Origin of the sequence: Streptomyces sp. WM6386 (assembly GCF_000972385.1) — a bacterium.
In the GTDB taxonomy this organism is placed as follows: Bacteria; Actinomycetota; Actinomycetes; order Streptomycetales; family Streptomycetaceae; genus Streptomyces.
This window is the reverse complement of sequence record NZ_JXTE01000063.1, coordinates 16,534-42,507: the sequence shown is the minus strand read 5'-3', so window position 1 is coordinate 42,507 and position 25,974 is coordinate 16,534. Positions and strand designations below refer to the sequence as shown.

The following is a 25,974-nucleotide window of genomic DNA, read 5'->3' as shown; positions in this document are numbered from 1 at the left end:
CGGCGCCATCATGCTGCCGTGCACTCCTGGACGGACACTCTCCGCTTCGCCTTCCAGCCGGTGGTCAACCTGACGACGGGAGGGGTCGCGGCTCTGGAGATACTCGCCCGACCGGAGACCGGCGACATCCTGGCCGAGGCCCGCCGTGATCCGGAACTCGACGGCAGGCTGGCCGTGTCGGCGGTCCGGGCGGCGGCACGCAGGGAAACGCTGCTGCCGTTGCACGTCAACGTGTTCGCCGGCACCCTCGCCGACCTCGGCGGGCTCACCCCGCTGCACACCGCGGTGCGTGCGGCGGGCAGGCTCCCCTGGGAGGTGACGATCGACGTCGGGCCGCCGTACACGCATGTGCCGCAGCAGGCGCTGCTCGAGGCGGTGGGCGCGCTGCGCGGCCAGGGTTTCCGCATCGGCGCGGACGGCGTCGGGGACGGGGACGTGCCCCTGCGACTGCTCACCGACCTGGCGCCCGACCTGGTGAAGCTCGACGCCTCGCTGCTGGCCCGGCCCGCGGCGGTGCGGGCGATGCGGACGTTGTGCGACCAGTTGGGGGCGCTGCTGTCGGTCGAGGGCGTGGAGACCGAACTCCAGTGTGCGGCCGCGGTGTCGGCGGGCGCGCAGCTGGCGCAGGGCAACCTGTTCGCTCCCCCGGCCCGGTTGCCCGCCGCGGACGTGTACGTTCCGCCCCGCTCCCCCGGCGCCTCCGCACCGTCACGGTCGGGGCCGTCGGTTCGGCAGTTCGTACGGCCCGCCGCTCTGCTGGCCGCCACCGCGTCCGCGGGCCGTGTGCGGGCGCTGCTGACCGGGTCGCCGGAGGTGTCCGGGGTACTGCTCGTGGACGCGCACGGGGTTCCGGTCCGGTCGGTGCACCGCTCCCGCTTCCTGCTGTCGATGTCGGGGCGCTACGGGCACGCCCTCTACGCCGATCGCCCCGCCGCCAAGCTGGGCGATCCGCCGCGCACGGTGGGCATCGACGCCACGGCGTGGGAGGTGCTCGACGTGGTGGCGGTCGGCGAGCGGGACCGCACCTCGGACGACGTGGCCGTCGTCGACCGGTACGGCCGGTGCGTCGGCGTCGTACGTCTCGCCGACCTCGTACGGGCCTTGGCCGAGTCCCGGGTGGAGGAGGCCGCCGGTCTCAATCCGCTGACGCGGCTGCCTGGTTCGGACGCGATCACCGGTGAGGTGGACCGGCGGATCGCGGACGGACGGACGTTCGCGCTGAGTTGGCTGGACGTGGACCACTTCAAGCAGGTCAACGACGGGGCCGGGTTCGCGGCGGGCGACGAGTTGATCCGGTCGGTGGGGCGGGCGCTGCAGCATGCGGCATCGGGCAGCACTCACGTGGGTCACATCGGAGGGGACGACTTCCTCGTGCTGGCCGATCCGGACGGGCTGGATCCGGTGGCTGCCTCGGTGCTGGACGCGCCCTGGTCCGCGGGCGGGCGTGCGGTGTCGTTGTCCCTGGCCACGGTGTTGTGCACACCGGGCAGTGTCACGGACCACCGACAGGCGGCGGCCTGGCTGGCGCCGCTGAAGAAGGCCGCGAAGTCGATCGGTGGGGCGAGTTGGGTGCTGGGCCGTGCGGGCCTGCCCGGTCACGAGGTCCGGCGCGGGGCGCAGGCCTCCGCCGCGCCCGTGGGATGCGGGGTGGCGGAGCCCGGCCCGGGCTGAGCCGCTCACCACGAAGAGGGCTCGTGCCCCCAACCGTTGCCGTCCGCGTCCTTGACGCCCCCTGGACACCGGTGAACACTTCCGATGTCAGCCGACATCGTCGTACATTCTCGGCGTATCCACGCACTGCGCTGCGCGGGCCCCCCGAGTCAAGGTCCGTTCCCCCACGGGCGATTCGGCTGCAACGGCACGCTCGTCACGGACGCCGAGCGGGGCGCGGGATCTCCCTGCCTTCGGCTGAAGTCGCCATGGGAAACGCACCCTGCACGGAGGACCGGGGTCGATCACCCCGGGCCAGGGCCTAGGAGCCGCCATGAGCAACGGAGACGTATTTCTCGGTGAGATCATCGGAACCGCGATCCTGATCCTCTTCGGCGCGGGAGTGGTCGCCGCCGTCGTACTGAACTATTCGAAGGCGAAGGACGCGGGCTGGGTCGTCATCGCGTTCGGGTGGGGTTTCGGCGTGCTGGCCGGGGCCTACACCGCCGCGCCGTTGTCCGGCGGCCACCTCAATCCGGCGGTGACGCTGGGGATCGCCATCGACACGGGCGACTGGGACCAGGTCCACATCTACATCGCGGGACAGATGGTCGGCGCCGTTCTCGGTGCGGTGTTGTGCTGGCTGGTCTACTACGCGCAGTTCCAGGCCAATGCCGAGGAGGACAAGGCGCAGCCGACGCTGGGGATCTTCTCGACCGCGCCCGCGATCCGCAATCCCGTGGCGAACCTCATCACGGAGATCATCGCGACCGTCGGCCTGGTGCTGCCGATCCTCGCCTTCGGTCTGACCGAGGGTCTCGGTACGTCGGGCACCACGGTCCTGATCGTCGCGTTCCTGGTGGTCGGCATCGGTCTGTCGCTCGGCGGGCCGACGGGGTACGCCATCAATCCGGCCCGCGACCTGGGCCCGCGCATCACCCACGCCTTGCTCCCGATCCCCAACAAGGGCACCTCGGACTGGGGTTACGCGTGGATCCCGGTGGTGGGGCCGCTGATCGGCGGAGCTCTGTCCGGGGTCATCTTCAACGCAGCGTTCTGAAGCATCCGACGAAGGGGACGTCATGACGGACAAGTTCGTCGCCGCGATCGATCAGGGCACCACCTCCAGCCGTTGCATCGTCTTCAACCAGGACGGCGCCATCGTCGCCGTCGACCAGCGCGAGCACCGGCAGATCTTCCCCAAGCCCGGCTGGGTGGAGCACGACGCCACCGAGATCTGGTCCAAGGTGCAGGCGGTGGTGGCCGGGGCGATCGCCAAGGCCGGGCTGCGCGCCGACCAGCTCAGCGCGCTCGGCATCACCAACCAACGCGAGACGACGGTCCTGTGGGACCGCGCCACCGGCAAGCCCGTGCACAACGCGATCGTGTGGCAGGACACCCGCACCGCGGCGCTGACCCATCAACTCGGCGGCTCGGACGGACAGGACCGCTTCCGTGAGCAGACCGGGCTGCCGTTGGCCACCTACTTCTCCGGGCCGAAGGCGGTCTGGCTGCTCGACAACGTGCCCGGGCTCCGCGCGCGTGCCGAGAACGGCGAGATCGCCTTCGGCACCGTCGACTCCTGGCTCATCTGGAACCTCACCGGCGGCACGGACGGCGGACGGCACGTCACGGACGTCACGAACGCCGGCCGCACCATGCTGATGAACCTCGAGACCCTCCAGTGGGACCAGTCCATCCTCTCCGCGATGAACATCCCCGAGGCGGTCCTGCCCGAGATCAGGTCCTCGGCCGAGGTGTACGGCACCGCTGTCGGCCAGCTCGCCGGTGTGCCGGTCGCTTCGGCCCTCGGCGACCAGCAGGCGGCCGTCTTCGGACAGGCCTGCTACGACGTGGGCACGGCGAAGAACACCTACGGCACGGGCAGCTTCCTGCTGCTCAACACCGGCAACCGCCCGGTGCCGTCGAAGAGTGGGCTGCTGACGACGATGGGGTACAAGATCGGCAGTGAGGCGCCGGTCTACTGCCTGGAGGGCTCTATCGCCATAACGGGCGCGCTCGTCCAGTGGTTCCGGGACCAGCTCGGCATCATCCGCACCGCCGACGAGATCGAGCCGCTGGCGGCGGGTGTCGAGGACAACGGCGGGGCGTACATCGTGCCCGCGTTCTCCGGTCTGTTCGCGCCCTACTGGCGCTCCGACGCGCGCGGTGTCATCACCGGGCTCACCCGGTACGTGACGAAGGCACATCTCGCGCGCGCCGTGCTGGAGGCGACGAGCTGGCAGACGCGCGAGGTCGTGGACGCCATGTTCCAGGACTCCGGAGTGCACATCACGACCTTGAAGGTCGACGGCGGCATGACCAAGAACAACCTGCTGATGCAGCACCAGGCGGACGTACTCGACGTGCCGGTGGTCCGCCCGAAGGTCTCCGAGACGACCTGCCTGGGCGCGGCCTACGCGGCCGGGCTGGCCACGGGCGTGTGGAACGACCTGGACCAGCTCAAGTCGCACTGGCAGAAGGACGTCGAGTGGACGCCCGCCATGGAGTCCTCGGTGCGGGACCGTGAGTACCACAACTGGCGCAAGGCCGTGGAGAAGAGCTTCGGCTGGCAGGAGGACGGGGAGAACTAGCGGCACGCGTGCGTGCGCCACTACGACCGCACGCGCGCGTGGTGCTCATGAAACGCGGCCCGTACCCCGGTCGGCGGGGGTACGGGCCGTACCCATGGGTCAGGTCGTGACGGCGGTCTGGCGACGCTCCGCCGCGTAGGCCATCGCGTGCCGGACCACGCCGATGAGGACCTCCTTGACCGACGCGCGGTCGCGGGCGTCGGTCAGCAGGAGCGGTACGTCCTCGTCGAGGTCGAGGGCCTGGCGGACCTCCTCGACGGGGTAACGGGCAGAGCCCTCGAAGCAGTTGACGCCGATCACGAAGGGGATGGAGCGCCGCTCGAAGTAGTCGACGGCGGCGAAGCAGTCCTCCAGGCGGCGGGTGTCGGCGAGCACGACGGCACCGAGCGCGCCCTCGGAGAGCTCGTCCCACATGAACCAGAACCGTTCCTGCCCGGGGGTCCCGAAGAGATACAGCACCAGGTCCTCGCGGAGTGTGATGCGCCCGAAGTCCATGGCCACGGTGGTGGTGCTCTTGCTCTCGACACCGCTGATGTCGTCGACCGGGCGTCCTGCCTCGGTGAGCAGTTCCTCGGTGCGCAGCGGTCGGATCTCGCTGACCGCGCCCACGAGCGTGGTCTTGCCCACGCCGAAGCCGCCGGCCACCAGGATCTTGAACGTGACGGGCTCGACCGGGGGCTTGCCGCGCTCAGAACGCCCGAAGATCATCGGTCTCTTCTCCTGCTTGGTGGGGGTGGGGCGACGGTGGGCCGTAGCCTCCGCCGCCGGGGGTTTCGATGACGAGTACGTCGCCGGGGCCGACGTCGGCCGCGTCGCTGCCGCCGAGGTCGGTGACCGTGCCGTCCGCGCGCTCCACGCGGTTGGCGCCCAGCGCGCCGGGTGCGCCGCCGGCCATGCCGTACGGCGGCACCCGGCGGTGCTGGGAGAGAGTGGAGACGGTCATGGGCTCCAGGAACCGGATGCGGCGCACCGCACCGTCCCCGCCGCGCCACCGCCCGGCGCCTCCGCTGTCCTGCCGTACGGCGAACTCGTCGATCCGGACCGGCAGTCGCCACTCCAGGACCTCGGGGTCGGTGAGCCGTGAGTTGGTCATATGGGTCTGGACGACGGGTGCGCCGGGGAAGCCGTCGCCCGCGCCGGATCCGGAGGCGACGGTCTCGTAGTACTGGTGGTGGGCGTTGCCGAAGGTGACGTTGTTCATCGTGCCGGAGCCCTCGGCCTGGACGCCGAGCGCCGCGTAGAGGGCGCCGGTGATGGCCTGGGAGGTCTCGACGTTGCCGGCGACGACGGCGGCCGGCGGCTGCGGCGCGAGCATGGAGCCGGGCGGCACGACGATCCTCAGGGGGCGCAGACAGCCGTCGTTGAGAGGGATGTCGTCGGCGACGAGGGTCCGGAAGACGTACAGGACGGCCGCGTTGACCACCGCGAACGGGGCGTTGAAATTGCTGTCCAGCTGGCCCGAGGTGCCGGTGAAGTCGACGGTGGCGCAGCGGTTGTCGCGGTCCACGCGCACGTGTACGCGGATGACGGCGCCCGAGTCGGTCTCGTAGGCGTACTCGCCGTCGTCGAGGGCGTCGATGGCCCGGCGTACGGCTTCCTCGGCGTTGTCCTGGACGTGTCGCATGTACGCCTGGACGACGTCGAGGCCGAAGTTCTCGATCATGCGGGCGACTTCGTCGACGCCCTTCTGGTTGGCGGCGATCTGGGCGCGCAGGTCGGCGAGGTTGGTCTGCGGATTGCGGGAGGGGTGGCGCGCCTGGGTGAGGAGGCGGCGTGTCTCGTCCTCGCGGAAGCGTCCGTTCTCGGCGAGCAGCCAGTTGTCGAAGAGGATTCCCTCCTCCTCGATGGTGCGGCTGTTCGCGGGCATGGAGCCCGGGGCGATGCCGCCGATCTCGGCGTGGTGGCCTCGGGAGGCGACGTAGAAGAGGAGCTCCCGGTCACTCTCCGTGCTTTCGGTGTCGAAGACCGGGGTGATCACCGTGACGTCCGGCAGATGGGTTCCGCCGTGGTACGGGTCATTGACCGCGTAGGTGTCCCCCGGCCGCATCCCGGCGGCGCGCCGCCGGATGACCTCCTTGACGCTGGTGCCCATCGAGCCCAGATGGACGGGGATGTGTGGGGCGTTGGCCACCAGGTTTCCGTCCGGGTCGAAGAGGGCGCAGGAGAAGTCCAGGCGCTCCTTGATGTTGACGGACTGGGCCGTGGATTCGAGGCGGGCGCCCATCTGTTCGGCGATGGACATGAAGAGGTTGTTGAAGACCTCGAGACGAACCGGGTCGGCTTTCGTGTCGAGATCGGAACTCTCCGTAACCGCCGTGCGTTCCATGACCAGGTGCCCGTCGTCTCGCGAAACGGCCTGCCAGCCGTCGTCGACGACGGTCGTCGCGCCGGCCTCGGTGATGATCGCGGGGCCGGTGACCATCTCGCCGGGTGGCAGATCCTCGCGGCGATGGAGGGGTACGTCGCGCCAGGCGCCGCCCGTGTGGAGGCGGACGGTTCCGGGAGCGGCCGTGCGGCCTTGGTACGGGGTGAGGGTCGAGAGATCGGGGGGTTGTGTGATGCCGGTGGCTTCGACGGAGAGGGCTTCGACGACGATCGGGCGGTCGAGCGTGAAGGAGTACGTGGCGCGATGACGTGCTTCGAAGACCTGGCGCATCTCGCCGCGCTCGGTCAGCTCGATGGTGAGGGTGGTGTCGGTGCCGTCGTAGCGGAGTTGGGCGCGTCGGGTGATGCGGATCCGGTCGTCGGGGACGTCCTCGGCGAGGAGTTCGGCGCGGGCGGCGCTCTCCAGGTCGTCGGCGGTCTTGAGGACGCCCGGCATCGCGGCGGTCTCCAGGGGGGCCTCGACGGACCGTTCCCGCATGGCGGTGGTGTCGGCGAGGCCGATGCCGAGTGCGGACAGGACACCGGCCATGGGCGGCACGAGGACGGTGCGGATGCCCAGCGACTCGGCGACCATGCAGGCGTGCTGGCCGCCTGCACCACCGAAGGTGGTGAGGGCGTAGCGGGTGACGTCGTGGCCCTTCTGGACGGAGATCCGCTTCACGGCGTTGGCGATGTTGGCGACCGCGATCTGGAGGTAGCCCTCGGCGACCTGCTCGGGTGTGCGCTCGTCGCCGGTCCGCTCTCGGATCTCGCGCGTGAGGGCGGTGAAGCGGTCACGGACGAGTTCCGCGTCGAGGGGCTGGTCGCCGTCGGGGCCGAACACCATGGGGAAGTGGGCGGGTTGGATGCGGCCGAGCATGACGTTGGCGTCGGTGACGGCCAGCGGGCCGCCTCCGCGGTAGCAGGCGGGGCCCGGGTCCGCGCCCGCCGAGTCCGGCCCTACGCGGTAGCGGGAGCCGTCGAAGTGGAGGACCGAGCCGCCGCCCGCCGCGACGGTGTGGATGTCGAGCATGGGGGCGCGCAGCCGGACGCCGGCGATCTGTGTGGTGAAAACGCGTTCGTACTCGCCGGCGAAGTGGGAGACGTCGGTGGAGGTGCCGCCCATGTCGAAGCCGATGACACGGTCGAAGCCGGCGAGTCGCGACATCCGGGCCATGCCGACGATCCCGCCGGCGGGACCGGACAGGATGGCGTCCTTGCCGCGGAACTGACCGGCCTCGGCGAGACCGCCGTTGGACTGCATGAACATCAGCCGTACGCCGTGGAGTTCGTCGGCGACGTGCTGGACGTACCGGCGCAGCACGGGCGAGAGGTAGGCGTCGACGACAGCGGTGTCCCCGCGCGGGACCAGCTTCATGAGCGGGCTGACCTCGCTGGAGAGCGAGATCTGCGGGAAGCCGATCCGGGCGGCCAGCTGTCCCACGGCCTGTTCGTGGGCGGGGTGGAGGTGACTGTGCATGCAGACGACGGCCACCGCGCGGATCCCGTCGTCGTACGCCTCCTGGAGAGGACCGGCGAGGGCGTCCAGGTCGGGGGCGCGCAGGACGGTGCCGTCGGCGGCGATGCGCTCGTCGACCTCCACGACCCGCTCATGCAGCAGCGCGGGGAGTTCGATGCGGCGGGCGAAGATGTGGGGGCGGTTCTGGTAGGCGATGCGCAGGGCATCGCGGAAACCGCGGGTGACGATCAGAAGGGTCCGCTCGCCCTTGCGTTCCAGGAGGGCGTTGGTGGCGACGGTGGTGCCCATGCGGACGGCTTCCACGGGGTCCTGGGAGCCGTTCAGCAGTTCACGGACTCCGGTGACCGCCGCGTCGCCATAGCGGGCCGGGTTGTCGGAGAGCAGTTTGTGCGTGAGCAGTCGGCCGTCCGGGCGACGCGCGACGATGTCCGTGAAGGTGCCGCCCCGGTCGACCCAGAACTGCCAGCCTGTCGTCACGTCCGTCTCCCCGATCGCGCTGTTCGGCACCGTATCCGCAGAGTGGCGGCAGACCGTCTGCGGATGGTCGTCGACGATCAGTCAGATCATATCGGGAGCACTGTTGCGACGCCCGGTCCGCTCGGCCGGAAGGCGGGCGCGCGGCCACGTTCCCCAGGGCCGTCCGTGAGCGGCTCGCGGCGCCGGGGGAACGGCCGCCTTCGTGGGCGGGGCACCCGGTCAGAGCGCCCGGAGGCCGTTGATCACATCGCGCAGAATGCTCTCGTCCGGCAGCTCGGCGGGCGGCACAGGCCGGTTCACATGGACGAACTCCGCGTCCACGAGGTCACCCACGAGGACCCGTACCACGCCGATGGGCAGGTCGAGTTCGGAGGACAGCTCGGCGACCGACTGCGGGGCGTCCCGGCACAGGTCGACGATGTCCACGTGCTCCGGGGACAGCGTGTGGTCGCCTTCAGGGTCGTCCGCCTGAGCCTCCGCGACGACCACCGCGATGAGGTCGAGGCGGTGCTGGGCCGCACTGGTGGTGCGGCCGCGGGTCATGGCGTACGGACGGACGACCGGTCCGGCCTCGTCGTCGAACCAGTGGCTTCTTCCCTGACCGTCTGTGCTCATGTCATCTCACTACCCGCCCTGAGGCAGATCGGTGCGCGGAGTGGATGCCAGATGTACACCGACCCGCTTGACGAGGAGCGTCATCTCGTAGGCGACCAGGCCGACGTCGGAGTCCGCGTCGGAGAGGACGGCGAGGCAGCTGCCGTCGCCGGCGGCCGTCACGAACAGGAAGGCGTCGTCGAGCTCGACGACCGTCTGCCGGACGTTGCCCGCCTCGAAGTGGCGGCCCACGCCCTTGGCGAGGCTGTGGAAGCCGGAGGCGACGGCGGCCAGGTGCTCGCCGTCCTCCCGCGTCAGGTCCTTGGACACCCCCGTCGCCAGTCCGTCGCCGGAGAGCACGACGGCCTTGCGGATGCTTGCGACGCGGTCGACCAGGTCGTCCAGGAGCCAGTTCAGCTCGCCGGAGTTGGTTGTGCTGTGGCCGGTCGCCTTCGGTGCGGTCATCGACCGTCCCCCTTAGTTCCTCGTGGTGCTGTGCCGCTGTGGGTGTCATCGCCCACGGCGTCGTTCTCCGCACGGCCGCGCTGCCAGCCGCGCTGGAGCGATGCCATACGGCTGCGTACCTGGTCGGCGTCCCGCTCGTCGAACCCCGTGCTGTCGTCGGTGCGGCGCCCGGCCGGACTCTGCTTCAGCTGCGGGGCCAGGTTGGCCTGGCGTACGCGGCGGGGCAGCGGGCCGGTGCCCGGGGCGGTCTCCCCTGGCGTGGCGCCGCGTCCGATCGGCTGGGGCGTGGCCCCGGCACCGCTCTCCTGTGGCACGGGGCGCGAGCGGGTCCGCTCCGGGGCGGCGCCGGGGCCGCTCCGGTGGGGTGCGACGCCTTCTGGAGCGGCCGTGAAGGACTCGCTCGCGCCGCTCGACGCGATCTCGGCGCGCCGGGTGCGCCTGGGGAGGGCGGAAGTGCCCTGCGGCGCTCCGCCGAGTTCGCGCCCCGTGGTCGTGGGGGCTTCGGCGCGCTGCTCGTCCAGGCGGTCGGCGACACCGGTGGCGCGGCGCTGCGGCCCCGTCGTGCGCCTGCGGGCGGGCAGCGGCGGAGCATCCTGGGGGAGCGACCGGTTCGGGCCCGCGGGCGCCTCGTCGTCGCTCTGCTCCCGCTGCTCGGTCACCGGACGGCCGTGCGAGCTGACCAGCTTGGGCGTGTGGCGGCGGGGCAGCGGCACCGGGGCGTTCAGGTCGTGGTCGGGGGCGTCGTGGCGGTCCTCGCCCTGGGTGGTGTCCGTGCGGACCAGGGCGCGGCGCGGGCGGAACAGTCCGCCGCGTTCGCTGTCCTCGTCGTCGAGCGCGCCGGGGAAGTCGTCGATGGCGTCCAGGTCGACGGGCGCCTCCAGCTCGACGGGACCGTCCAGGAGCCCTCCCGTGAGGCCGGGCAGCGGCACCGCCACGTGGGCGAGGTGGGCCCGGCGGGCCTCCTCCAGCTCGGCCTCCTTGGAGGGCTGGGGGCGGTCCAGGCGGAAGCCGAGGCCATTGGTGTCCGGGATGTCGTCCGTCAGCAGGGTGTTCGGGATAAACACGACGGCCGTCGTGCCGCCGTACGGCGACGGCTGGAGCGAGACCCGGACGTTCTGCCGCTGGGCGAGCCGGCTGACCACGAACAGGCCCAGCCGGTCGGTGTCGGACAGCTCGAACTCCGGTGTCTCCGCGAGCCGGAGGTTGGCGTCCAGGAGGGCGTCGGCCGCCATGCCGAGGCCGCGGTCGTGGATCTCCAGGGTGAAGCCGTTGGCGACGCGCTCGCCCAGCACCTGGACGGCGGTGTGCGGCGGGGAGAACACCGTGGCGTTCTCCAGGAGTTCGGCGACCAGATGGGTGAGGTCCGCGACGGCCGGACCGGTGACGGCGACCCGCGGCAGCCGGCGGACCTCGATGCGCTCGTAGTCCTCGACCTCGGCGACGGCTGCGCGTACGACGTCCATGAGCTGGACGGGCTTGCGCCACTGCCGGGAGGGGGCGGCGCCGGAGAGGATCACCAGGCCCTCGGCATGGCGGCGCATACGGGTGGTCAGGTGGTCGAGGCGGAACAGGTCGGCGAGTTCGTCGGTGTCCTCGGTCCGGCGCTCCATGGTGTCGAGCAGGGTGAGCTGTTTGTGCAGGAGCACCTGGCTGCGGCGGGCGAGGTTCACGAAGACCTCGGAGACCCCGGCGCGGAGTTCGGCCTGCTTGACGGCGGCCTCGACGGCGGCTCGCTGCAGGGTGTTGAGGGCCTGACCGACCTCGCCCATCTCGTTCTTGTCGTACTCCAGACGCGGGACCTCGGTCTCCACGTCGACCTGTTCACCCGCGGACAGCCTGCGCATGACGCTCGGGAGCCGTACGCCGGACGCCTCGTGGGCCTCGAGGCGCAGCTGCCGCAGGTCGCGGATGAGACCGCGGCCGACGCGCACGGAGAGGACGACCGAGAAGAGCAGGGCGAGCAGCCCGAGGACGCCGGCGACGGCCGCCTTGACGATGACGCCCATCGCGACGGGCTGCACCCGGTCCTGATAGCGGTCGCTCGCCTGGTCGTTGAGGGTGGCGAGTGATTCGAGCACGCTGGCGGCGGTGGCGTCCCAGCTCTTGGCGGTGATGAAGCGGGGGGTGCCGGGCTCGGAGTCGACGACGATCTTCTCGGCGGAGCGCAGCGACGCGGTGGACGCGTTCTTCCAGAACCGGTCGTAGCGCTCGCGTTCCGCCGCGGGCAGCACCGGCACGCTGATGTCGTACAGCACGGTGCGCTGCGCGATCAGGTCGGAGACCTCGCGAATCTCTCCATGCGTCAGATCGCCGACCACGAGGGCGGAGCCGAGCAGGGCGTCCTCGCGGGAGAGGAGTTCGCGAGCACGGGTGATGTTGACGAGGGCGCGGGCCTGCTTGTCCATCTCCACGCTGTCCACCCCGTCGAGGGAGGCCAGCAGGGCGTAGCAGGGATCCACGAGGCGGTTGTAGCGCTCGAGGGCCTGGGCCCGGTTCACCGCGTCTTCCTCGACGCTGCGGCGCAGGGAGTCCACGCCGTCGAAGGCGTCCAGCACAGCGGTGAGACGTTCCTCGTCGTCCTCGTCCACGCCATCGCGGACGTCGGGGTCCTTCGCGCTCTGACGGACCTTGGCGATGGCGTCGTCGGTGGCCGTGCGGGTCTCGCGGAGCGCGGCGAGCGCGTCCGAGGCCCGTGGGTCGGCCAGATAGACGAGGGTCTGGCGGCGTTCCTGCTGCAGGACGCGCACGGCGTCCTCGGTGGGATAACCGAGGTCCTCGACGACCGTCGACACCTGGAACAGCTGGGCGACCGCCCGTCCCGTGAGTACCGTGGCGAAGCCCCAGATCGCTGTCAGGGACACCAGCGGCACGAGAAGCAGCGCCACGATCTTCCGGCGGATCGACTTCCCGCGAAAGCGCATGGCCTCCCCCAGATCGACCCCCGCCGGCCGGGGGTACACATGTACGTCAACAAACGGCGCGAGCCTACTACCGTCACGCAGTTAACCCGAAGACCCGTCCGGAAGGCGAACTTCCGTACCGGTGAAGCGAGATGGTGAGTTGTCCGGGCATTGCGGGAGATTGCCTCCCCGAAACACGCTTCGACGGCTCATGCGGATCCGGCCGTAACGGCTGACCAGTTGGCCAGAATTTTTCGTTTCTTGGGAATCTTCACAGCGTCTCGTTCGTCCTTCTCTTCGGGAAATGGGTGCAGAATCGGCCACACGAGCCGCATCCCGCACCCGGGCGGCGTAAAACAGCGCAAGCCGGGCAGCCACTGGGGAGACGTGTGTTCGCACACGGAGCAAGGGGTCTGCCGGCGGTGGGGAGTGACACGTTGATGGGCACGGCGGAGCGGCAAGAGGCGCTCGTGGACGGCGCTGCGGCGCGCTTGACGGAGCAGCGGAGGCCCGAGGCACTGGATCGCGGCATTCCAGCGCACGAGAGCGAGACCGGGTCCACCGAACATGCCACGTCGGAAGAGGAGTTGTACTACCGGCCGTTGTGGATCGACGAGGCCGCGCCGCGGCGTCGGATGCCCGATCCCGTGCGCAGGTCGTCGGTGCGAGCGGTCCTGATCATCGCCGTGACGCTGGTCCAGGCGATGGTGGCGTTCCTGTACACACTGGCCGGATCCTGGCTGGCGTTCCCGATGGTCCTCAGCAGCGTGGCGAGCACCGTGGTGGCGACGTGGGGCGCCCTGGACATCTGGGTGACCCGTCAGGTGTGGAACCAGCGCAACGGCGTCGTGTCGGCCCCGAGCAGCACCGCCCGGGCCCTGCGGCGCGAGCGGCGCAGGGCCCGGCGCCAGGCGCGGTCCGCGGAGCGGGCACAGGCCCGGATACAGCGGCGGGGCGGCGCGGGGCAGTTGTCACACTCCTGACAGGCGCCACCGCCCCACGCACCGGCCCTGCCCTCAGGACGTCGTCGGCGTCGGCCGCTTGAACATCCGTGTCGCCGTGATCTCGCTGTGGCCCGCTTCCTCCGAACGGGGCTGCTGCGGCAGTCCCGGGCGGAGGTGCTCCTCCACGCTGATGTACTTCAGGCCCGCCCGGAGGTCGGCGTCATTGCGCAACCTGATGACCAGCGGGAACTCGGCGAGTGCGGTGGTGTCGAACAGGCCCGTGGTGTACAGGAGTTGGACGCCCAGGGCATCCGAGACGGCCCGCTGGAGCTCCAGCAGATAGGTCGCGTTGGCACGACCGATCGGGTTGTCCAGGAAGAGCGTGCCCGCGTGCCGGTGCTTGTCGCGGCCCCGGTCGTTCGACCGCAGCGCGGCCATGGTGCAGTACAGCGCGATGGCCGCCGTGAGCAGCTGGCCACCGGAGAACACGTCGCCCATCTGCCCGACCGGCACGCGCTCGGCCCTCAGCACGGCATCCGGCTTGAGGATCTCCACGGCGATCCCCTTGGGTTGCAGCGCGGCCCCGACTCCCCGCAGCAGCAGGGACATTCCGTCGCGCCGCAGATCGGAGTTCCTCTTCACCGCCGCGCGCGTGGCCTCGTCGATGACCTCGCCCAGGCGCTCGGTCAGCGTCGCCTGGTCGGGCTCCTCGAAGCGGATCCGCAGGAACTCCTGCCCGGACCACTCGCCGAGCCCCTCGGGCAGCCGGGACAGCCGCTGGGCGGATCGCAGGGTGGCGAGCGCCGACTCGACGAGCCCGCGCAACCGGTCGACGATCGAGTCCCGGTTCCGCTCCAGCTGCGCCAACTCGTCCGTGAGGACCCGCAGTCGGGGCGCGAAGGCGTCCGCCCACTTCTGGGCGTGCTCCGGCAGCGCGGACGCGGGCAGTTCGCGGATCTGCTGGCGCGCCGGCGTGCGGACCTGCTCGTAGCGCGTGGAGTTGGCATGCCGGACGAGGATGTCGCTCGCCTCGCGTACGGCGGCCTCGGCGGCGGACAGGTCGGCGGCGCAGCCGCGCAGCGACCGGCGAGCCTCGGCGGCGGACTGCCGGGCCTCCTCCGGGCTGCCCGGGTACGGCTCCGGCTCCTCCTGGTCCTCGTCGGGGGTGTGCTCGCGCAGCAGGTCGCGCAGCATCGCGGCGATCTCGTCGAAGCCGCCGGCCGCGTCCTCGGCGGCACGGTGGGCGTCCAGGAGCTCGGCGTGCGCCTCCCTGGCCTGCGTCAACGCCTCGGTGCGGGAGGCGAGTCCGGCGGTCGCCGTGCGCAGCAGCACCTGTGCGTGCTCGGCGTCACGGGGCTCCAGCTCCTCGGACAGCTCGGTGTGCGCCGCACCGTCCTCGGGCGCGTGCCGCTCGGCCTCACCGCGCAGCCGTCCGAGCTGCTCGCTCGCGGTGGACATCCGCGTCTCCAGAAGCTGCACCAACTCCTCCGCGCGGGCGGCGGCGGCCTGCCGGGACGGCCCGTCGGAACCGTCGGGAGACTGCAGGAGCTGCTCCGCGCGGGTGCGGACCTTGTTGCTCAGCCGGTCCAGGTCGGCCAGAGCCGCGCTGGACTCGCTCTCCGCGCGGGCCTGCTCGGCCCGCAGGTCGGCGCCGACGCCGACCTTCTCGTACAGCTGTGAGGCGGCCCGATAGGCCTCCCTCAGGGCGGGCAGCGAGGCCTTCGGATCGTCGGCGTCGCTCTCCGGCACGTCGTCGGGGGCGCCGGCGATCTCCGAGCGCTCGGCGCGCAGCGCACGCGCGGTGCGCCGGGCGTCGTCGGCGGCCCGCTGAGCGGCACGCCGGTCCTCGTCGGCGGCCCTGGCGCGCTCCAGACAGATCTGGGCACGGGCCTCCGACTCGGTGGCCTCGTCGGCGAGTTCGCGCAGCTTGACCTGCCAGCCGGCCCGCTCACGCAGCCGGAAGGCAAGTCCTGCGAGGGCGTCGGCGGCACGCCGGGCCTTCTGGGCGGCCTCCTGGCGCTCGTCGCGCACCTGCACGGCCTCGGCCGCGGTCTCGTCGGCCTCGGCCCGCACGGTCCGCGCCTCGGCCAGCTCGGCCTCCGACTCCTCGGCGAACGCGCGCGCGTCGTGCGCGGTCTGCGCCAGCTCGACCAGCCGCCCGGCCGGACAGCCGGTACGCCAGGAGGCCAGCCGCGCGGCCAGTTCCCGGTCCTTGGCGAGCCGGGTCGCGAGCGAGCGGATCTCCTCGTCGCGCTCGGTGGCCCGGGCCCGCAGTGTCTGTCGCTCCTCGTCGGCGGCGTGCTCGTCGTGCATGGCCGGGTTCGGCGGTACGAGGAAGACGGCCTCGCTCCCGGGGCCGGGCGCCGGAGTCGGGGCGAGCAGGGCGGCGGCCGTACCGACGGCGACGGCGGACCGCGGGAGCAGAGCCGCCTCGCTGAGCGTCTCGCGGGCCCGTGCGTGTGTGTCGGGGTCGGTGATGATCACGCCGTCGACCAGCTCAGGCCGGGCGGCCAGCACGCGCGCGTGGTCGACGGGGTCGACGGCCTGGGCGAGATAGCGCCAGCCGGGCAGCGCCGGGATGCCGTGCTCCCCGAGGAACTCCACGGTGGCCAGCACGTCCGGGCCCGGCGGCAGCAGTCCGCCGTCACCGAGGGCGCCGAGGATCCGGGAGTCGTCTGCGGCGGCGGTGCGCAGCTCGAAAAGGTGGCGCTCGGCGGCGGAGACGGCGTCGTCGAGCAGCTCGCGCAACTCGTCGGCGAACCGGTCGAGTTCCTCGGGAGTGAGGGTGTCCTCGGCCCCGTCGCGCCCGGCCGGACCGTCCTTCTTCGCGCCGTCGGCGCCCGCCCGGGGAGCCGGCACTCCCCCGTGCCCGGCCTCGGCGGCCCCGGTCAGGCTGAGCAGCTCCGCGAGTCGCGGCTCCGCCGCCAGCGCCTCGGCGAGCCGATTCTCGGCCTCGTAGGACCGCTCGGCGGCCGTGGCCGCGTCCGCGGCACGTGCTGCCGTCAGCTCGGCGCGGGACTCCGAGGAGCCCGCTTCGCGCGCGTGCTCGCCGGCACGGTGCGAGGCCTCGCGCGCGGCGTCCCAGGCGGCGACGGCGGTCTTCTCGGCGTCGCTGGCCGCGAGGGCCGCGCGCGCCGGGTCGGCGTCGGGCGCGCTGTCGTCGAGCCAGCCGGCCCGCACGGCCTCGGTGGTCTCCTGCTCGACCTCGGTCAGCCGCTGCCGCAGGTGCCCGACCTCGCTGCGGGCGCGCTGCGCCTCGGTGGCGGCCACGGTGGCGTCCCGGTGCGCGGCCTCGCCGACCTCTTGAAGAGCGGCGGACCGCTCCTCTCCCTCGTTGGCGAGGGTCTCGGCGCTCTCCGCGGCCGCGTGCAGGGCTCGTACGAGATCGACGGCGGCCCTGGCCCGGGCGGCCAGCGCGGGGGCCGCGTCCCGCTCGGCCTCCTGGATCGCGGCGGACACGCGGGCGACGCGGTCGGCGGCGGCACGATGCCGCAGCACCGCCTCTGCGGCCTGCCAGGCCGAGTGCAGGGTGCGCGCGTCGGCGAGCTCGCGCTTCTGCGCGGCGGCGGACTTCTCGGCGGCGGCCAGGGCCAACGAGGCATGCCGGAAGGCGAGTTCGGCCGCGATCAGCGCACTGCGCTCCCGCGAGCCCTCGGCATGCGTGACCGCGTACGCCGCGGCCGTGACCCGCTGCGCGAGGTCCGCGGAGCGCACCCGCTCCCGGGCGCCGCGCGCGGAGAGTCTGCGGGCCAGCGTCCGCGTACGGCGTTCGGCAGCGGTGTGGATGTCACGCGCGCGTGAGCGTGCCTCGGCGGCCTCGACGATCCGCCCGAGGAGGTCCACCGACCCGGCGGTGAAGTCCCGTTCGGCGATCAACTCGGCCCGGCGGCCCAGCTTGTTGCCGAAGCCGCTGACGAGGTCGGCGAGCCCGTCGGTGTCCCGGGTGTCGGTCACGGCTCGCAGCAGCAGGTCGGTGAAGTCGGAGTCCTTCTTGACCGCGAAGAGGCCGGCGGCCTCACCCTCGTCGGCGTTCATCTCCCGCTGGTAGCGGAAGAGTTCGGGGTCGAGGCCGAGGTCGCCGAGGTGCTCGATCCAGCGGTCGTGGATCTCCTCCCAGTGCACCTCCAGGTGCGGATACGCCTTGCCCGCCTCGGTGAGGGCGTCCCGGAAGCCCTTCATGGTGCGGCGTCGGCCCAGTGCTCCGGAGGCGCCCTCGACGGCCGGCCGTACGGCGGTGGACTCGGCGACGGGCAGGTTGTCCAGGGACAGTCCGGGCCCGGGTCGGAAGGAGTACCAGGCCTCGGCGAACTTCCGCGGGTCGTTGGAGACCTGCCGCCCCCGCCACTCGCTCACCTTGCCGACGACGACGCACTCGCCGGTCAGCGTGTGCTGCCACTCCAACGCGACGTGCCCGCAGTCGTCGGCGAGCAGGAACTTGCGCAGCACGCCGGAGCTGGCGCCGCCGAGGGTGTTGCGGTGGCCCGGCAGCATGACGGAGAAGATCAGCTTGAGCAGTACGGACTTGCCGCCGCCGTTCTCCAGGAAGAGCACGCCGGCGGGCGCGGGGCGGCGCGGCGGGCCGACAGGCTCGTCTTCGAAGAACTCCGCCTGGGTGGGGGCGGGGTCGGGCACTTCCGCGCCGACGCCGCGCAGGTCAAGCACGGTGTCGGCATAGCGCGCACCGGCGGGGCCGATGGAGTAGAGGCGGACCCGGGACAGCTCGTACATGGCGGACTCTCGTAAGTCTTCGGCAGGTGGGGGGAGTTCAGGAGTGGAACGGCAGTCCGGCGTCGGCCACCAGCTCGTCGGCGGTGTCCTCGGCGGGCAGCAGTGTCGGCGTGCCGTCGGTGACCGGGACGACGCCCAGTTCCAGCAGCTCGGCCATGGCGGCGCTGCCGGCCATGTCCCGCACCTGGAGCTGGTAACGGGCCGTCGTGCGGTACGTGCCGCCGTTGTCGTCCCCGGTGCGCTGGAGGAACCCGGAGTCGGTGAGGAATGCGACGGCCTTGCCGACGATGCCGGTCGTGGAACCCGCGAGTCTGCGCGCGTCCTTGGTCGCACCGGTCGCGCTGCGTCTCACCCAGATCCGCCAGGCGGCCTCGAGCCCGGGCGCGTCGGTGGCGGGGTCGGTGTTCTCGCCCAGCTCGTCGGCCCGCTCCTCCAGCCGCCGGCAGGCCTGGCGGACGAACGCGTCGACGCCGTTGACGCTCACCCGCCCGATGTACCCGTCGTCGGCGAGGTCCTCGGGCCGCGGGAACGCCATGGCGGCGACGGCGAGATGGGCCAGCCCGTGCAGGAACCGGTCCGAGCCGTCGGCGGACGTGCGTCGCGCGTAGTCACCCATCCGCACGGCGAACACGGAGTCCTCGGCGGCGGTCACAGCCATCCCCGCGCGCGGGGAGACCTCCAGCACGACCAGCCCGAGCCCGGCGGCCACCGCGTCGGCGAGCCGGGCGAACGCCGGGTCCTCGCGGTAGCGCCGCAGCAGCTCGGTGTACTCCTGGTCCCGCGCGGGCTGCAGCTTGGGCTGCAGCCCGAAGGCGACCAGCCGAGCGGCGTCGGCGGCGTCGGCGGGCGTGACGGCGGCGGTGACCGGCGCTGGTCCGGCTTCCGGCTCACTCCACTCGACGTGCTCGGTCACGGTCGGTCTCCTTGCTGCGCTGTCACTCGGCTCATGCTGCTTCTGTCCTGTCCGCGGCCATCCCCGCCGCGTCCAGCAGGGCCGTCCCCACGATCAGGTCGGCCCCGCCGAACTCGGGATCGTCCAGCTCGGCCCCGTCGTCCACGGCGAACAACAACTTCTCCTCGCCCTGCCGATACGCGGTCCCCACCGCCGGACTGGCCGCGTGAACCGCCAACAGGGCCACCAGATACGGCAGTTCGGGATCCTGTCGCCGAGCCTGCGCGAGCAGCCCCGACAACCGCCGCGGCGCATCGGCGGGCAGATCCAGCAGCTCCATCGCCGAGGCCAGCTGCTCCTCGCTGAACCGGCTGTCGTCCGGCGTGGCGATGAGGTCCGGCTCGGGCATCTCCGCGCCGAGGTGCTCGCGCTCCACCGGCGGCGTCAGCAGTATGTCGACGAGGTCACCGACCCGCACCGACACCGGCGTACGCAGCCCGGTCCCGCGTGCGAAGAACGCGTCGGTGACCCGGACCGCCCGCTCCAGGGGCAGCGGGAGCACTGGCGCGACCAGATGCCCGTAGAGGTCTATCCCCGACGTCGTCATGGGTGTGGCGAAGGCCTGCCGGTCCTGCTCGGCGCGGAACAGCGGTCCCGCCTCCAGCAGCCGGGACTGCAGCTGCGTGTGGCGGCGGATGCAGTCCTTGACGATGTCGACCAGCTCGGCGGCCCGCCGCTTCTGCTCCGAGTCCTCGGACTCGTCCCGGGCCTTGCGGATGTTGGTGAGGATCGCGTTCTCGTGGCGGTAGCGGTCGGCGACGTGGTCGAGCGCCTCGGTGATCATGTCGGGCACGGCGTTGAGCCAGTCCACCGCCCGGACGTTGCGCCGGGTGGCGTCCAGGGCTCGGCGCAGGGTCTCGGAGTACTGCACGGTCCGGTACCGGGCCTGCTCGGCGGCGAGTTGGGCGTCGGCCAGGCGGCCGCGGCTGATCAGCACCTCCAGTTTGACCTCGGCGGCGATCTGGGCGCTGGTGACGTCGGTGTCGAGGGCGCCGACCAGGACGTTGACGGCCTCGTCCGTCGTACGGAGATACACCGAGCCGCCGGGGCCGGGCACCTCCTCGATCAGCTTGAAGTCGTAGTCACGCCGGACATAGGTGCCATCTGTGGCGAAAGTGCCGTATACCGCCCGGAATCCGCGGTCCACGCTGCCGACGTTGATCAGGTTCTCCAGGACCCAGCGGGCCACCCGCTCATGCTCGACGACGGGCCGCTGCGGGGCCTGGGCGGCGATGCGCGGAATGAGGCGGGCGACTATCTGGTCGTGGTCGGCGCCGGTGTCGAAGTCCATGTTCAGGGTGACCAGGTCGATGGCCGAGAGGGCCACCTCCGCCATGCCGTACACCGAGTACTCGCCCGCCAGGTTGGCCTTGCGTGCGTCGAGGTCGTGCAGCGGCGCGGTGCAGGCGAGCGCGCGCAGCCGCCGCGCCAGCCCCTCGTCGGCGGCCGGGCCCGGTGCCGGGCGCGGCCCCGCGCTGAGCTGGGGCGGAACGCTGTCCGTCGTTGCAGGCGAAGTCACGGTGCACAGACTAGGCCCTCGGTCTGACAACGGCCCAAACGTCACAGAAGCGACCCCGCGTCACAGCGACCGGGACGCTAGCCGTCCTCGCCGACCCGTCGCCGGTACACCTCGACCACCCGCTCCAGCGAGTCGTCCAGGTACACGGCGAGCAGCTTCTCGGCCTCCCGGCGGTCCCCGGCCTGCAGGGCCCCGAGGATCTGGCGGTTGCGGGCCAGATACGGCTCGTGGAGCGCCTTCGGGTCGTCCACCACGTGGAAGGCGAGCCGCAGTTCGGCGAAGACGCTGCGCATCAGCTCGTCGGTGCGCTCACTGCCCGCGAGCGCGACCAGTTCCCGGTGGAAGTGGATGTTGGCGGTGCCCAGCGCTTTCCAGTCACCTTCACGGACCGCCCGCCGCCCGGCGGCGACGGCTTCGGCGAGCCCTTCCTCGGCGTACGGCGGCTCACCCAGGCCGCGCACGACGGCGCACTCGACGAGGCGGCGGGTGCGGTAGATGTCCTCGACGTCCTCCACCGTCAGGACCCGGACGAAGACGCCCCGGTTCAGCTCGTGGACGAGCAGACGTTCATGGGTGAGCAGGCGGAACGCCTCCCGCAGGGTGTTGCGGGACACGCCGAGCGCGCCTCCGATGCTGTCCTCCGACAGCCGGGTGCCGGGCGGGAAGTAGCCCTCGGCGATACGGCTTCTGAGGATGTCCGAGACCCGCTCCGCCGTGCTGGTGCGGCCCAGGAGGACACGGTCGTCGGCCAGTCCGGTCAGCTGCTCTGCCATGCCCGGAATTCAACCGCAGACACGAGAACGAAACAACACGGGTATTGAAGGATCGTTGAACAATCCTCTACCTTGCTGCTCACCGCACGGCTCAATTCCGCACCCTCCGTCCTCCCACTGCGAGGTGCACATGAGCACGACTCCCCCGCCACAGGCCACGACCGCCCCGCCCACGACGACCGAACGCCCCGCCGACGACGGGGCGTTGGGCTGGTTCCGCGCCCTCGGTCCGCGCGGCCGCCGCGCCTTCGCCGGCGCGTTCGGCGGCTACGCCCTCGACTCCTACGACTACTTCACGCTCCCGCTGAGCATGGTCGCGCTGGCCGCGTACTTCGGCCTGGACAGCGGCCAGACCGGCCTCTTCACCACCGTCACGCTGCTGGCCTCCGGGCTCGGTGGCGCCCTTGCGGGCGTGCTGGCCGACCGCGTGGGCCGGGTCCGGGCCCTGATGATCACGGTGATCACCTACGCGGTCTTCACCGTGGCCTGCGGCTTCGCGCCGAACTTCGAATCGCTGCTGGTCTTCCGCGCCCTGCAGGGGATCGGCTTCGGCGGCGAGTGGGCGGTCGGCGCGATCCTGGTCGCCGAGTACGCGAGCGCGAAACACCGGGGCCGCACGCTCGGCGCGGTCCAGAGCTCGTGGGCCGTCGGCTGGGGCCTGGCCGTGGTCGTGTACACGCTGGTCTTCTCGGTCTTCGACGACGACGTGGCCTGGCGCGTGATGTTCTGGACGGGCGCGCTGCCCGCGCTGCTCGTCGTCTGGATGCGACGCCGGGTGCAGGACGCGCCCGAGGCCATCGCGGTCCGCGAGAAAAGCGCCGGGCAGACCTCCTTCACGGCGATCTTCAAGCCCGGCCTGCTGCGTACGACGATCTTCGCGGGCCTGCTCTCCACCGGCGTCCAGGGCGGCTACTACACCCTCGCCACCTGGGTTCCGACGTATCTCAAGAGCGATCGAGGCCTGTCGGTCGTCGGCACCGGCGGCTATCTCACGTTCCTGATCTCCGGCGCCTTCCTCGGCTATCTCACCGGCGGCTACCTCACCGACCGTCTCGGCCGCCGCCGCAACATCTGGCTCTTCGCGCTCCTGTCGGCCGTCTGCATCCTGGCGTACGGCAACATCCCGGAGGGCTCCAACACCCTGCTCCTCGTGCTCGGCTTCCCGCTCGGGTTCTGCATGTCGGCGATCTTCAGCGGCTTCGGGTCGTTCCTGGCCGAGCTGTACCCGACTGCGGTGCGCGGCACGGGACAGGGCTTCACGTACAACGCCGGGCGCGCGGTGGGCGCCGTCTTCCCGACCACGGTCGGCTTCCTGGCCGACAGCTGGGGTGTGGGCGGGGCGCTGGTCTTCGGCGCGATCGGCTACGGCATCGCCGCGCTGGCGCTCTTCGGCCTGCCGGAGACCCGCGGGAAGGAGCTGGAGTGAACCGCACGGAGGACCGCCCCCTGACCCTCGTCGACGAGCACGCGCACGCGTGGAGCCCGCGCAACGCCCGGATGCGCTTCCGCGCGGGCCTGACCGGCCCCACCTCCGGGGTCGCGGCGGGCCACACCCAGGTCAACCTGATCTCGGTGCCCGCGGACTGGGCGTACGACATGCTGCTGTTCTGCCAGCGCAATCCGAAGCCGTGCCCGGTGCTCGACGTCACGGACGCCGGTTCCCCCACGACGGTCCTGGCCGACGGCGCCGACCTGCGCACTGATCTGCCGCGCTACCGGGTGTGGCAGGACGGTCGTCTGGTGGACGAGCCGACCGACGTGCGCGCGCACTGGCGCGACGACCTGGTGTCGTTCCTGATCGGCTGCAGCTTCACCTTCGAGTGGGCCTTGACCGAGGCCGGAGTCCCGATCCGTCATCTGGAGCAGGGCCGCAACGTCCCGATGTACGAGACCAGCTGGCAGTGCCGGCCGGCGGGACGACTGCACGGCCCGATGGTGGTGTCGATGCGTCCCGTGCCGCCGGAGCACCTGTCGGCCGCGATCCGGGAGAGCAGTCTGCTCCCGGCGGTGCACGGCGGCCCCGTACACTGCGGCGACCCGTCGACCCTCGGCATCGACAATCTCGATCGCCCCGACTTCGGGGACCCGGTGGACGCCGAGCCGGACGACATCCCGGTGTTCTGGGCCTGTGGAGTGACCCCGCAGGCCGCGGTGATGGCCTCGCGCCCGCCGTTCGCCATCACCCACGCGCCCGGCCAGATGTTCCTCACGGACGCCCGCGACCAGCAGTACCGAGTGGCCTGAGAAGTGGCCTCGGAAGGAGACTCGGAAATTCCATGACCTCGATCGATCTGAACGCCGACCTCGGTGAGGGCTTCGGCCGCTGGCAGCTCACCGATGACGAACAGCTGCTGTCCGTCGTCACGAGCGCCAACGTGGCCTGCGGGTTCCACGCCGGGGACGCGGCGACCATGCGGCGGGTGTGCGAGCAGGCGGCCGAGCGCGGCGTACGGATCGGCGCCCAGGTCTCCTACCGGGACCTGGCCGGGTTCGGGCGGCGCGCGATGGACGTGCCGCCCGCCGAACTGGCGGCCGAGGTGGCGTACCAGATCGGTGCCCTGGAGGTCTTCGCGCGCGCGGCGGGCACGCGCGTGTCGTACGTCAAGCCGCACGGGGCGCTCTACAACCGCGTCGTGCACGACGACGAGCAGGCCGGCGCGGTCGTCGACGGTGTGCTCCTCGCGGACGCGACCCTGCCCGTCCTCGGCCTGCCGGGCTCGCGTCTGCTGGAACTGGCCGCGAAGGCTCGCCTGCCGGCAGTCACGGAGGCATTCGCGGACCGCGCGTACACCGACGTCGGCACGCTCGTGCCGCGTGGCGAGGAGGGCGCGGTCGTCACCGATCCGGACACCGTCGTGGAGCGGTCGGTGGGACTGGCCCGGGACGGCGCGGTCACCGCGCACTCCGGCACGCGAATCGAGGTGCGGGCACGCTCGCTGTGCCTGCACGGGGACACCCCGGGCGCCGTGGAACTGGCCCGCCGGGTCCGGGAGCGGCTGACGGCGTCGGGCGTCCTCGTGGCGGCCTTCGCATGAGGGCGCTGCCCGTCGGCGACAGCGCGCTGCTCGTCGAGGTCTCCTCGGGCGAGGAGGCGCAGTCGCTGCACGCGGAGCTGCTGCGCCGCCGCGCGGAGGGCTCCCTGACCGTGGCCGAGATCGTCCCCGCGGCCCGCACGGTCCTCCTGGACGGCCTGGCCGACCCGGCCCGGCTGGCCTCCGAGCTGACCGCCTCCGCCGTACCACCGTCTCCCCCACGCGCGTGTGACGTCGTCGAACTCCCCGTGCGCTACGACGGCCCTGACCTGCCCGACGTGGCCGCGCACTGGGGCGTCGCACCGCACGAGGTGGCCCGCATCCACGCGGCCACCGAGTTCACCGTCGCGTTCTGCGGGTTCGCCCCCGGCTTCGGCTACCTCACCGGCCTTCCGCAGGAGTACGACGTTCCGCGCAGAGCGACTCCGCGCACGGCCGTCCCGCCCGGTTCGGTGGCGCTCGCAGGCCCATACACGGGCGTGTACCCGCGCTCGTCGCCGGGTGGCTGGCAGCTGATCGGCACGACGGACACGGTTCTGTGGGACCACGCGCGCGTGCCGGCGGCACTGCTGTCGCCGGGCACGCGCGTGCGGTTCGTAGCGGTGGGTGCGGCATGACGGACCGCGCACTGGCCGTCGTGCGGTCCGGGGCGCTGACCACCATTCAGGACCTGGGCCGTCCGGGCCACGCCCACCTGGGCGTGCCCCGCTCGGGGGCGCTGGACGGCCCCGCCGCGGCCCTCGTCAACCGCCTGGTCGGCAACGCCCGGGACGCGGCCGTCCTGGAGACCACGCTCAACGGCTGTGCCGTACGATCCCGTTCGGCGGTCCTCGTGGCCGTCGGCGGCGCCCCCTGCCCGGTGACGGTGGACGGCCGCCCGGTCGCCTGGGGCGCCCCGGTACCGGTCCCCGCGGGCGCCCTCCTGAACGTCGGCACAGCCGTCGCCGGTCTGCGCACCTACGTGGCCGTCTCCGGCGGCATCACCGTCGACCCGGTCCTCGGCAGCCGCTCCACGGACCTCCTGTCGGGCCTCGGCCCACCCCCGCTCACGGACGGCGCGGTCCTCCCCCTGGGCATCCCGACACACCTCCACGCACGCGTGGACGCCGCCCCGCAGTCGGCGCCTCCGGCGGAACTGGTCCTGCACGTGACGCGAGGTCCCCGCGACGACTGGTTCACACCGGAGGCGCTGCGCACCTTCACGTCCCGCAGCTACCGGGTGTCCTCCGCGAGCAACCGCATCGGCCTGCGCACGGAGGGCCCGGCACTGGAGCGTGCCGTGCCGGGTGAACTCCCCAGTGAGGGCATGGTGTTGGGCGCGGTCCAGGTCCCACCGGACGGCCGCCCGGTGGTGTTCCTGGCGGACCACCCGACGACGGGGGGCTATCCGGTGATCGCGGTAGTCCGCACGGCAGACCTCCCGGCGGCTGCTCAAGCGGTACCGGGCACCCCGGTGCGCTTCTTGGAAGTACGCCGCCGCTGACCCCTTCAGGGGCGCGGGG

The 25,974-nt window shown here is 72.0% G+C and carries 18 protein-coding genes; 9 read left to right on the top strand and 9 right to left on the bottom strand.

What is annotated here, in order from left to right:
- Positions 1-18: 18 nt before the first annotated feature.
- From TN53_RS31225 to glpK, 3 genes are all read left to right on the top strand, one after another.
- Positions 19-1,671 (top strand): GGDEF domain-containing protein, encoded by a 1,653-nt coding sequence (locus TN53_RS31225; RefSeq protein WP_046262096.1) that lies wholly within the window; start codon positions 19-21, stop codon positions 1,669-1,671.
- A 313-nt stretch (positions 1,672-1,984) separates the two neighbouring features.
- On the top strand, positions 1,985-2,710 hold the full coding sequence (locus TN53_RS31220) for an MIP/aquaporin family protein (RefSeq protein WP_046262095.1): 726 nt from the start codon (positions 1,985-1,987) through the stop codon (positions 2,708-2,710).
- 22 nt (positions 2,711-2,732) lie between these two features.
- Positions 2,733-4,244 (top strand): glycerol kinase GlpK, encoded by a 1,512-nt coding sequence (gene glpK, locus TN53_RS31215; protein WP_046262094.1) that lies wholly within the window; start codon positions 2,733-2,735, stop codon positions 4,242-4,244.
- Between the two features lie 99 nt (positions 4,245-4,343).
- On the opposite strand, the gene TN53_RS31210 is transcribed toward glpK, so the two are convergent.
- The 5 genes from TN53_RS31210 to TN53_RS31190 all read right to left on the bottom strand — a co-directional run bounded on the left by TN53_RS31210 (position 4,344) and on the right by TN53_RS31190 (position 12,545).
- Positions 4,344-4,952 carry a GTP-binding protein gene (locus TN53_RS31210; protein ID WP_046262093.1) on the bottom strand — a complete coding sequence of 203 codons (609 nt, stop codon included), beginning with the start codon at positions 4,950-4,952 and terminating at the stop codon, positions 4,344-4,346.
- Positions 4,933-8,565, bottom strand: a complete 3,633-nt coding sequence (locus tag TN53_RS31205; RefSeq protein WP_046262107.1) for a hydantoinase B/oxoprolinase family protein — start codon at positions 8,563-8,565, stop codon at positions 4,933-4,935. Before TN53_RS31205 ends, TN53_RS31210 begins: the two co-directional genes overlap by 20 nt.
- Positions 8,566-8,784: 219 nt before the next feature.
- Positions 8,785-9,180 carry a DUF742 domain-containing protein gene (locus tag TN53_RS31200; RefSeq protein WP_046262092.1) on the bottom strand — a complete coding sequence of 132 codons (396 nt, stop codon included), beginning with the start codon at positions 9,178-9,180 and terminating at the stop codon, positions 8,785-8,787.
- Positions 9,181-9,189: 9 nt separating this feature from the next.
- Positions 9,190-9,624: a roadblock/LC7 domain-containing protein gene (locus TN53_RS31195; protein ID WP_046262091.1), complete on the bottom strand. Its 435-nt coding sequence runs from the start codon at positions 9,622-9,624 to the stop codon at positions 9,190-9,192.
- A complete protein-coding gene (locus tag TN53_RS31190; RefSeq protein ID WP_046262106.1) occupies positions 9,621-12,545 on the bottom strand; it encodes a nitrate- and nitrite sensing domain-containing protein in 2,925 nt (974 codons plus the stop codon). Before TN53_RS31190 ends, TN53_RS31195 begins: the two co-directional genes overlap by 4 nt.
- 419 nt (positions 12,546-12,964) lie before the next feature.
- Here TN53_RS31190 and TN53_RS31185 point away from each other — a divergent pair, with 419 nt between their 5' ends.
- Positions 12,965-13,507, top strand: coding sequence for a hypothetical protein (locus TN53_RS31185; protein WP_046262105.1), 543 nt, complete (start codon positions 12,965-12,967; stop codon positions 13,505-13,507).
- 33 nt (positions 13,508-13,540) lie between these two features.
- Here the strand turns inward: TN53_RS31185 and TN53_RS31180 are convergent, their stop codons facing one another.
- The 4 genes from TN53_RS31180 to TN53_RS31165 form a co-directional block, all read right to left on the bottom strand.
- Positions 13,541-18,196: a hypothetical protein gene (locus tag TN53_RS31180; protein ID WP_046262090.1), complete on the bottom strand. Its 4,656-nt coding sequence runs from the start codon at positions 18,194-18,196 to the stop codon at positions 13,541-13,543.
- 37 nt (positions 18,197-18,233) lie between these two features.
- Positions 18,234-19,109, bottom strand: coding sequence for a hypothetical protein (locus TN53_RS31175; RefSeq protein WP_046262089.1), 876 nt, complete (start codon positions 19,107-19,109; stop codon positions 18,234-18,236).
- A gap of 31 nt (positions 19,110-19,140) precedes the next feature.
- Entirely contained in the window at positions 19,141-20,667 is a 1,527-nt protein-coding gene (locus TN53_RS31170; protein WP_046262088.1) for a hypothetical protein, read from the bottom strand.
- 77 nt (positions 20,668-20,744) lie between these two features.
- Positions 20,745-21,440: a GntR family transcriptional regulator gene (locus TN53_RS31165; RefSeq protein ID WP_046262087.1), complete on the bottom strand. Its 696-nt coding sequence runs from the start codon at positions 21,438-21,440 to the stop codon at positions 20,745-20,747.
- 130 nt (positions 21,441-21,570) lie between these two features.
- On the opposite strand from TN53_RS31165, the gene TN53_RS31160 reads away from it, so the two are divergent.
- From TN53_RS31160 to TN53_RS31140, 5 genes are read left to right on the top strand one after another with little or no spacing between them, the layout of a single operon-like run.
- The gene (locus TN53_RS31160) at positions 21,571-22,866 is read left to right on the top strand and encodes an MFS transporter (RefSeq protein ID WP_046262086.1); all 1,296 of its coding nucleotides are present in this window, start codon (positions 21,571-21,573) and stop codon (positions 22,864-22,866) included.
- Positions 22,863-23,684, top strand: coding sequence for a putative hydro-lyase (locus tag TN53_RS31155; protein WP_046262085.1), 822 nt, complete (start codon positions 22,863-22,865; stop codon positions 23,682-23,684). Before TN53_RS31160 ends, TN53_RS31155 begins: the two co-directional genes overlap by 4 nt.
- 32 nt (positions 23,685-23,716) lie before the next feature.
- Positions 23,717-24,475: a LamB/YcsF family protein gene (locus tag TN53_RS31150; protein WP_046262084.1), complete on the top strand. Its 759-nt coding sequence runs from the start codon at positions 23,717-23,719 to the stop codon at positions 24,473-24,475.
- Positions 24,472-25,089: a 5-oxoprolinase subunit B family protein gene (locus TN53_RS31145; RefSeq protein WP_046262083.1), complete on the top strand. Its 618-nt coding sequence runs from the start codon at positions 24,472-24,474 to the stop codon at positions 25,087-25,089. The genes TN53_RS31150 and TN53_RS31145 overlap by 4 nt, the downstream gene beginning before the upstream one ends.
- Complete coding sequence (locus TN53_RS31140; RefSeq protein ID WP_046262082.1) at positions 25,086-25,955, top strand: biotin-dependent carboxyltransferase family protein; 870 nt, start codon at positions 25,086-25,088, stop codon at positions 25,953-25,955. The genes TN53_RS31145 and TN53_RS31140 overlap by 4 nt, the downstream gene beginning before the upstream one ends.
- Positions 25,956-25,974: the final 19 nt, after the last annotated feature.

Bases quoted from the DNA above. Each gene is read 5' to 3' on its own strand.
- TN53_RS31165 (WP_046262087.1), bottom strand. From the start codon at position 21,440: ATGGCAGAGCAGCTGACCGGACTGGCCGACGACCGTGTCCTCCTGGGC.
- TN53_RS31195 (WP_046262091.1), bottom strand. From the start codon at position 9,624: ATGACCGCACCGAAGGCGACCGGCCACAGCACAACCAACTCCGGCGAG.
- TN53_RS31145 (WP_046262083.1), top strand. From the start codon at position 24,472: ATGAGGGCGCTGCCCGTCGGCGACAGCGCGCTGCTCGTCGAGGTCTCC.
- glpK (WP_046262094.1), top strand. From the start codon at position 2,733: ATGACGGACAAGTTCGTCGCCGCGATCGATCAGGGCACCACCTCCAGC.
- TN53_RS31190 (WP_046262106.1), bottom strand. From the start codon at position 12,545: ATGCGCTTTCGCGGGAAGTCGATCCGCCGGAAGATCGTGGCGCTGCTT.
- TN53_RS31200 (WP_046262092.1), bottom strand. From the start codon at position 9,180: ATGAGCACAGACGGTCAGGGAAGAAGCCACTGGTTCGACGACGAGGCC.
- TN53_RS31185 (WP_046262105.1), top strand. From the start codon at position 12,965: ATGGGCACGGCGGAGCGGCAAGAGGCGCTCGTGGACGGCGCTGCGGCG.
- TN53_RS31180 (WP_046262090.1), bottom strand. From the start codon at position 18,196: ATGTACGAGCTGTCCCGGGTCCGCCTCTACTCCATCGGCCCCGCCGGT.
- TN53_RS31150 (WP_046262084.1), top strand. From the start codon at position 23,717: ATGACCTCGATCGATCTGAACGCCGACCTCGGTGAGGGCTTCGGCCGC.
- TN53_RS31160 (WP_046262086.1), top strand. From the start codon at position 21,571: ATGAGCACGACTCCCCCGCCACAGGCCACGACCGCCCCGCCCACGACG.
- TN53_RS31140 (WP_046262082.1), top strand. From the start codon at position 25,086: ATGACGGACCGCGCACTGGCCGTCGTGCGGTCCGGGGCGCTGACCACC.
- TN53_RS31220 (WP_046262095.1), top strand. From the start codon at position 1,985: ATGAGCAACGGAGACGTATTTCTCGGTGAGATCATCGGAACCGCGATC.
- TN53_RS31210 (WP_046262093.1), bottom strand. From the start codon at position 4,952: ATGATCTTCGGGCGTTCTGAGCGCGGCAAGCCCCCGGTCGAGCCCGTC.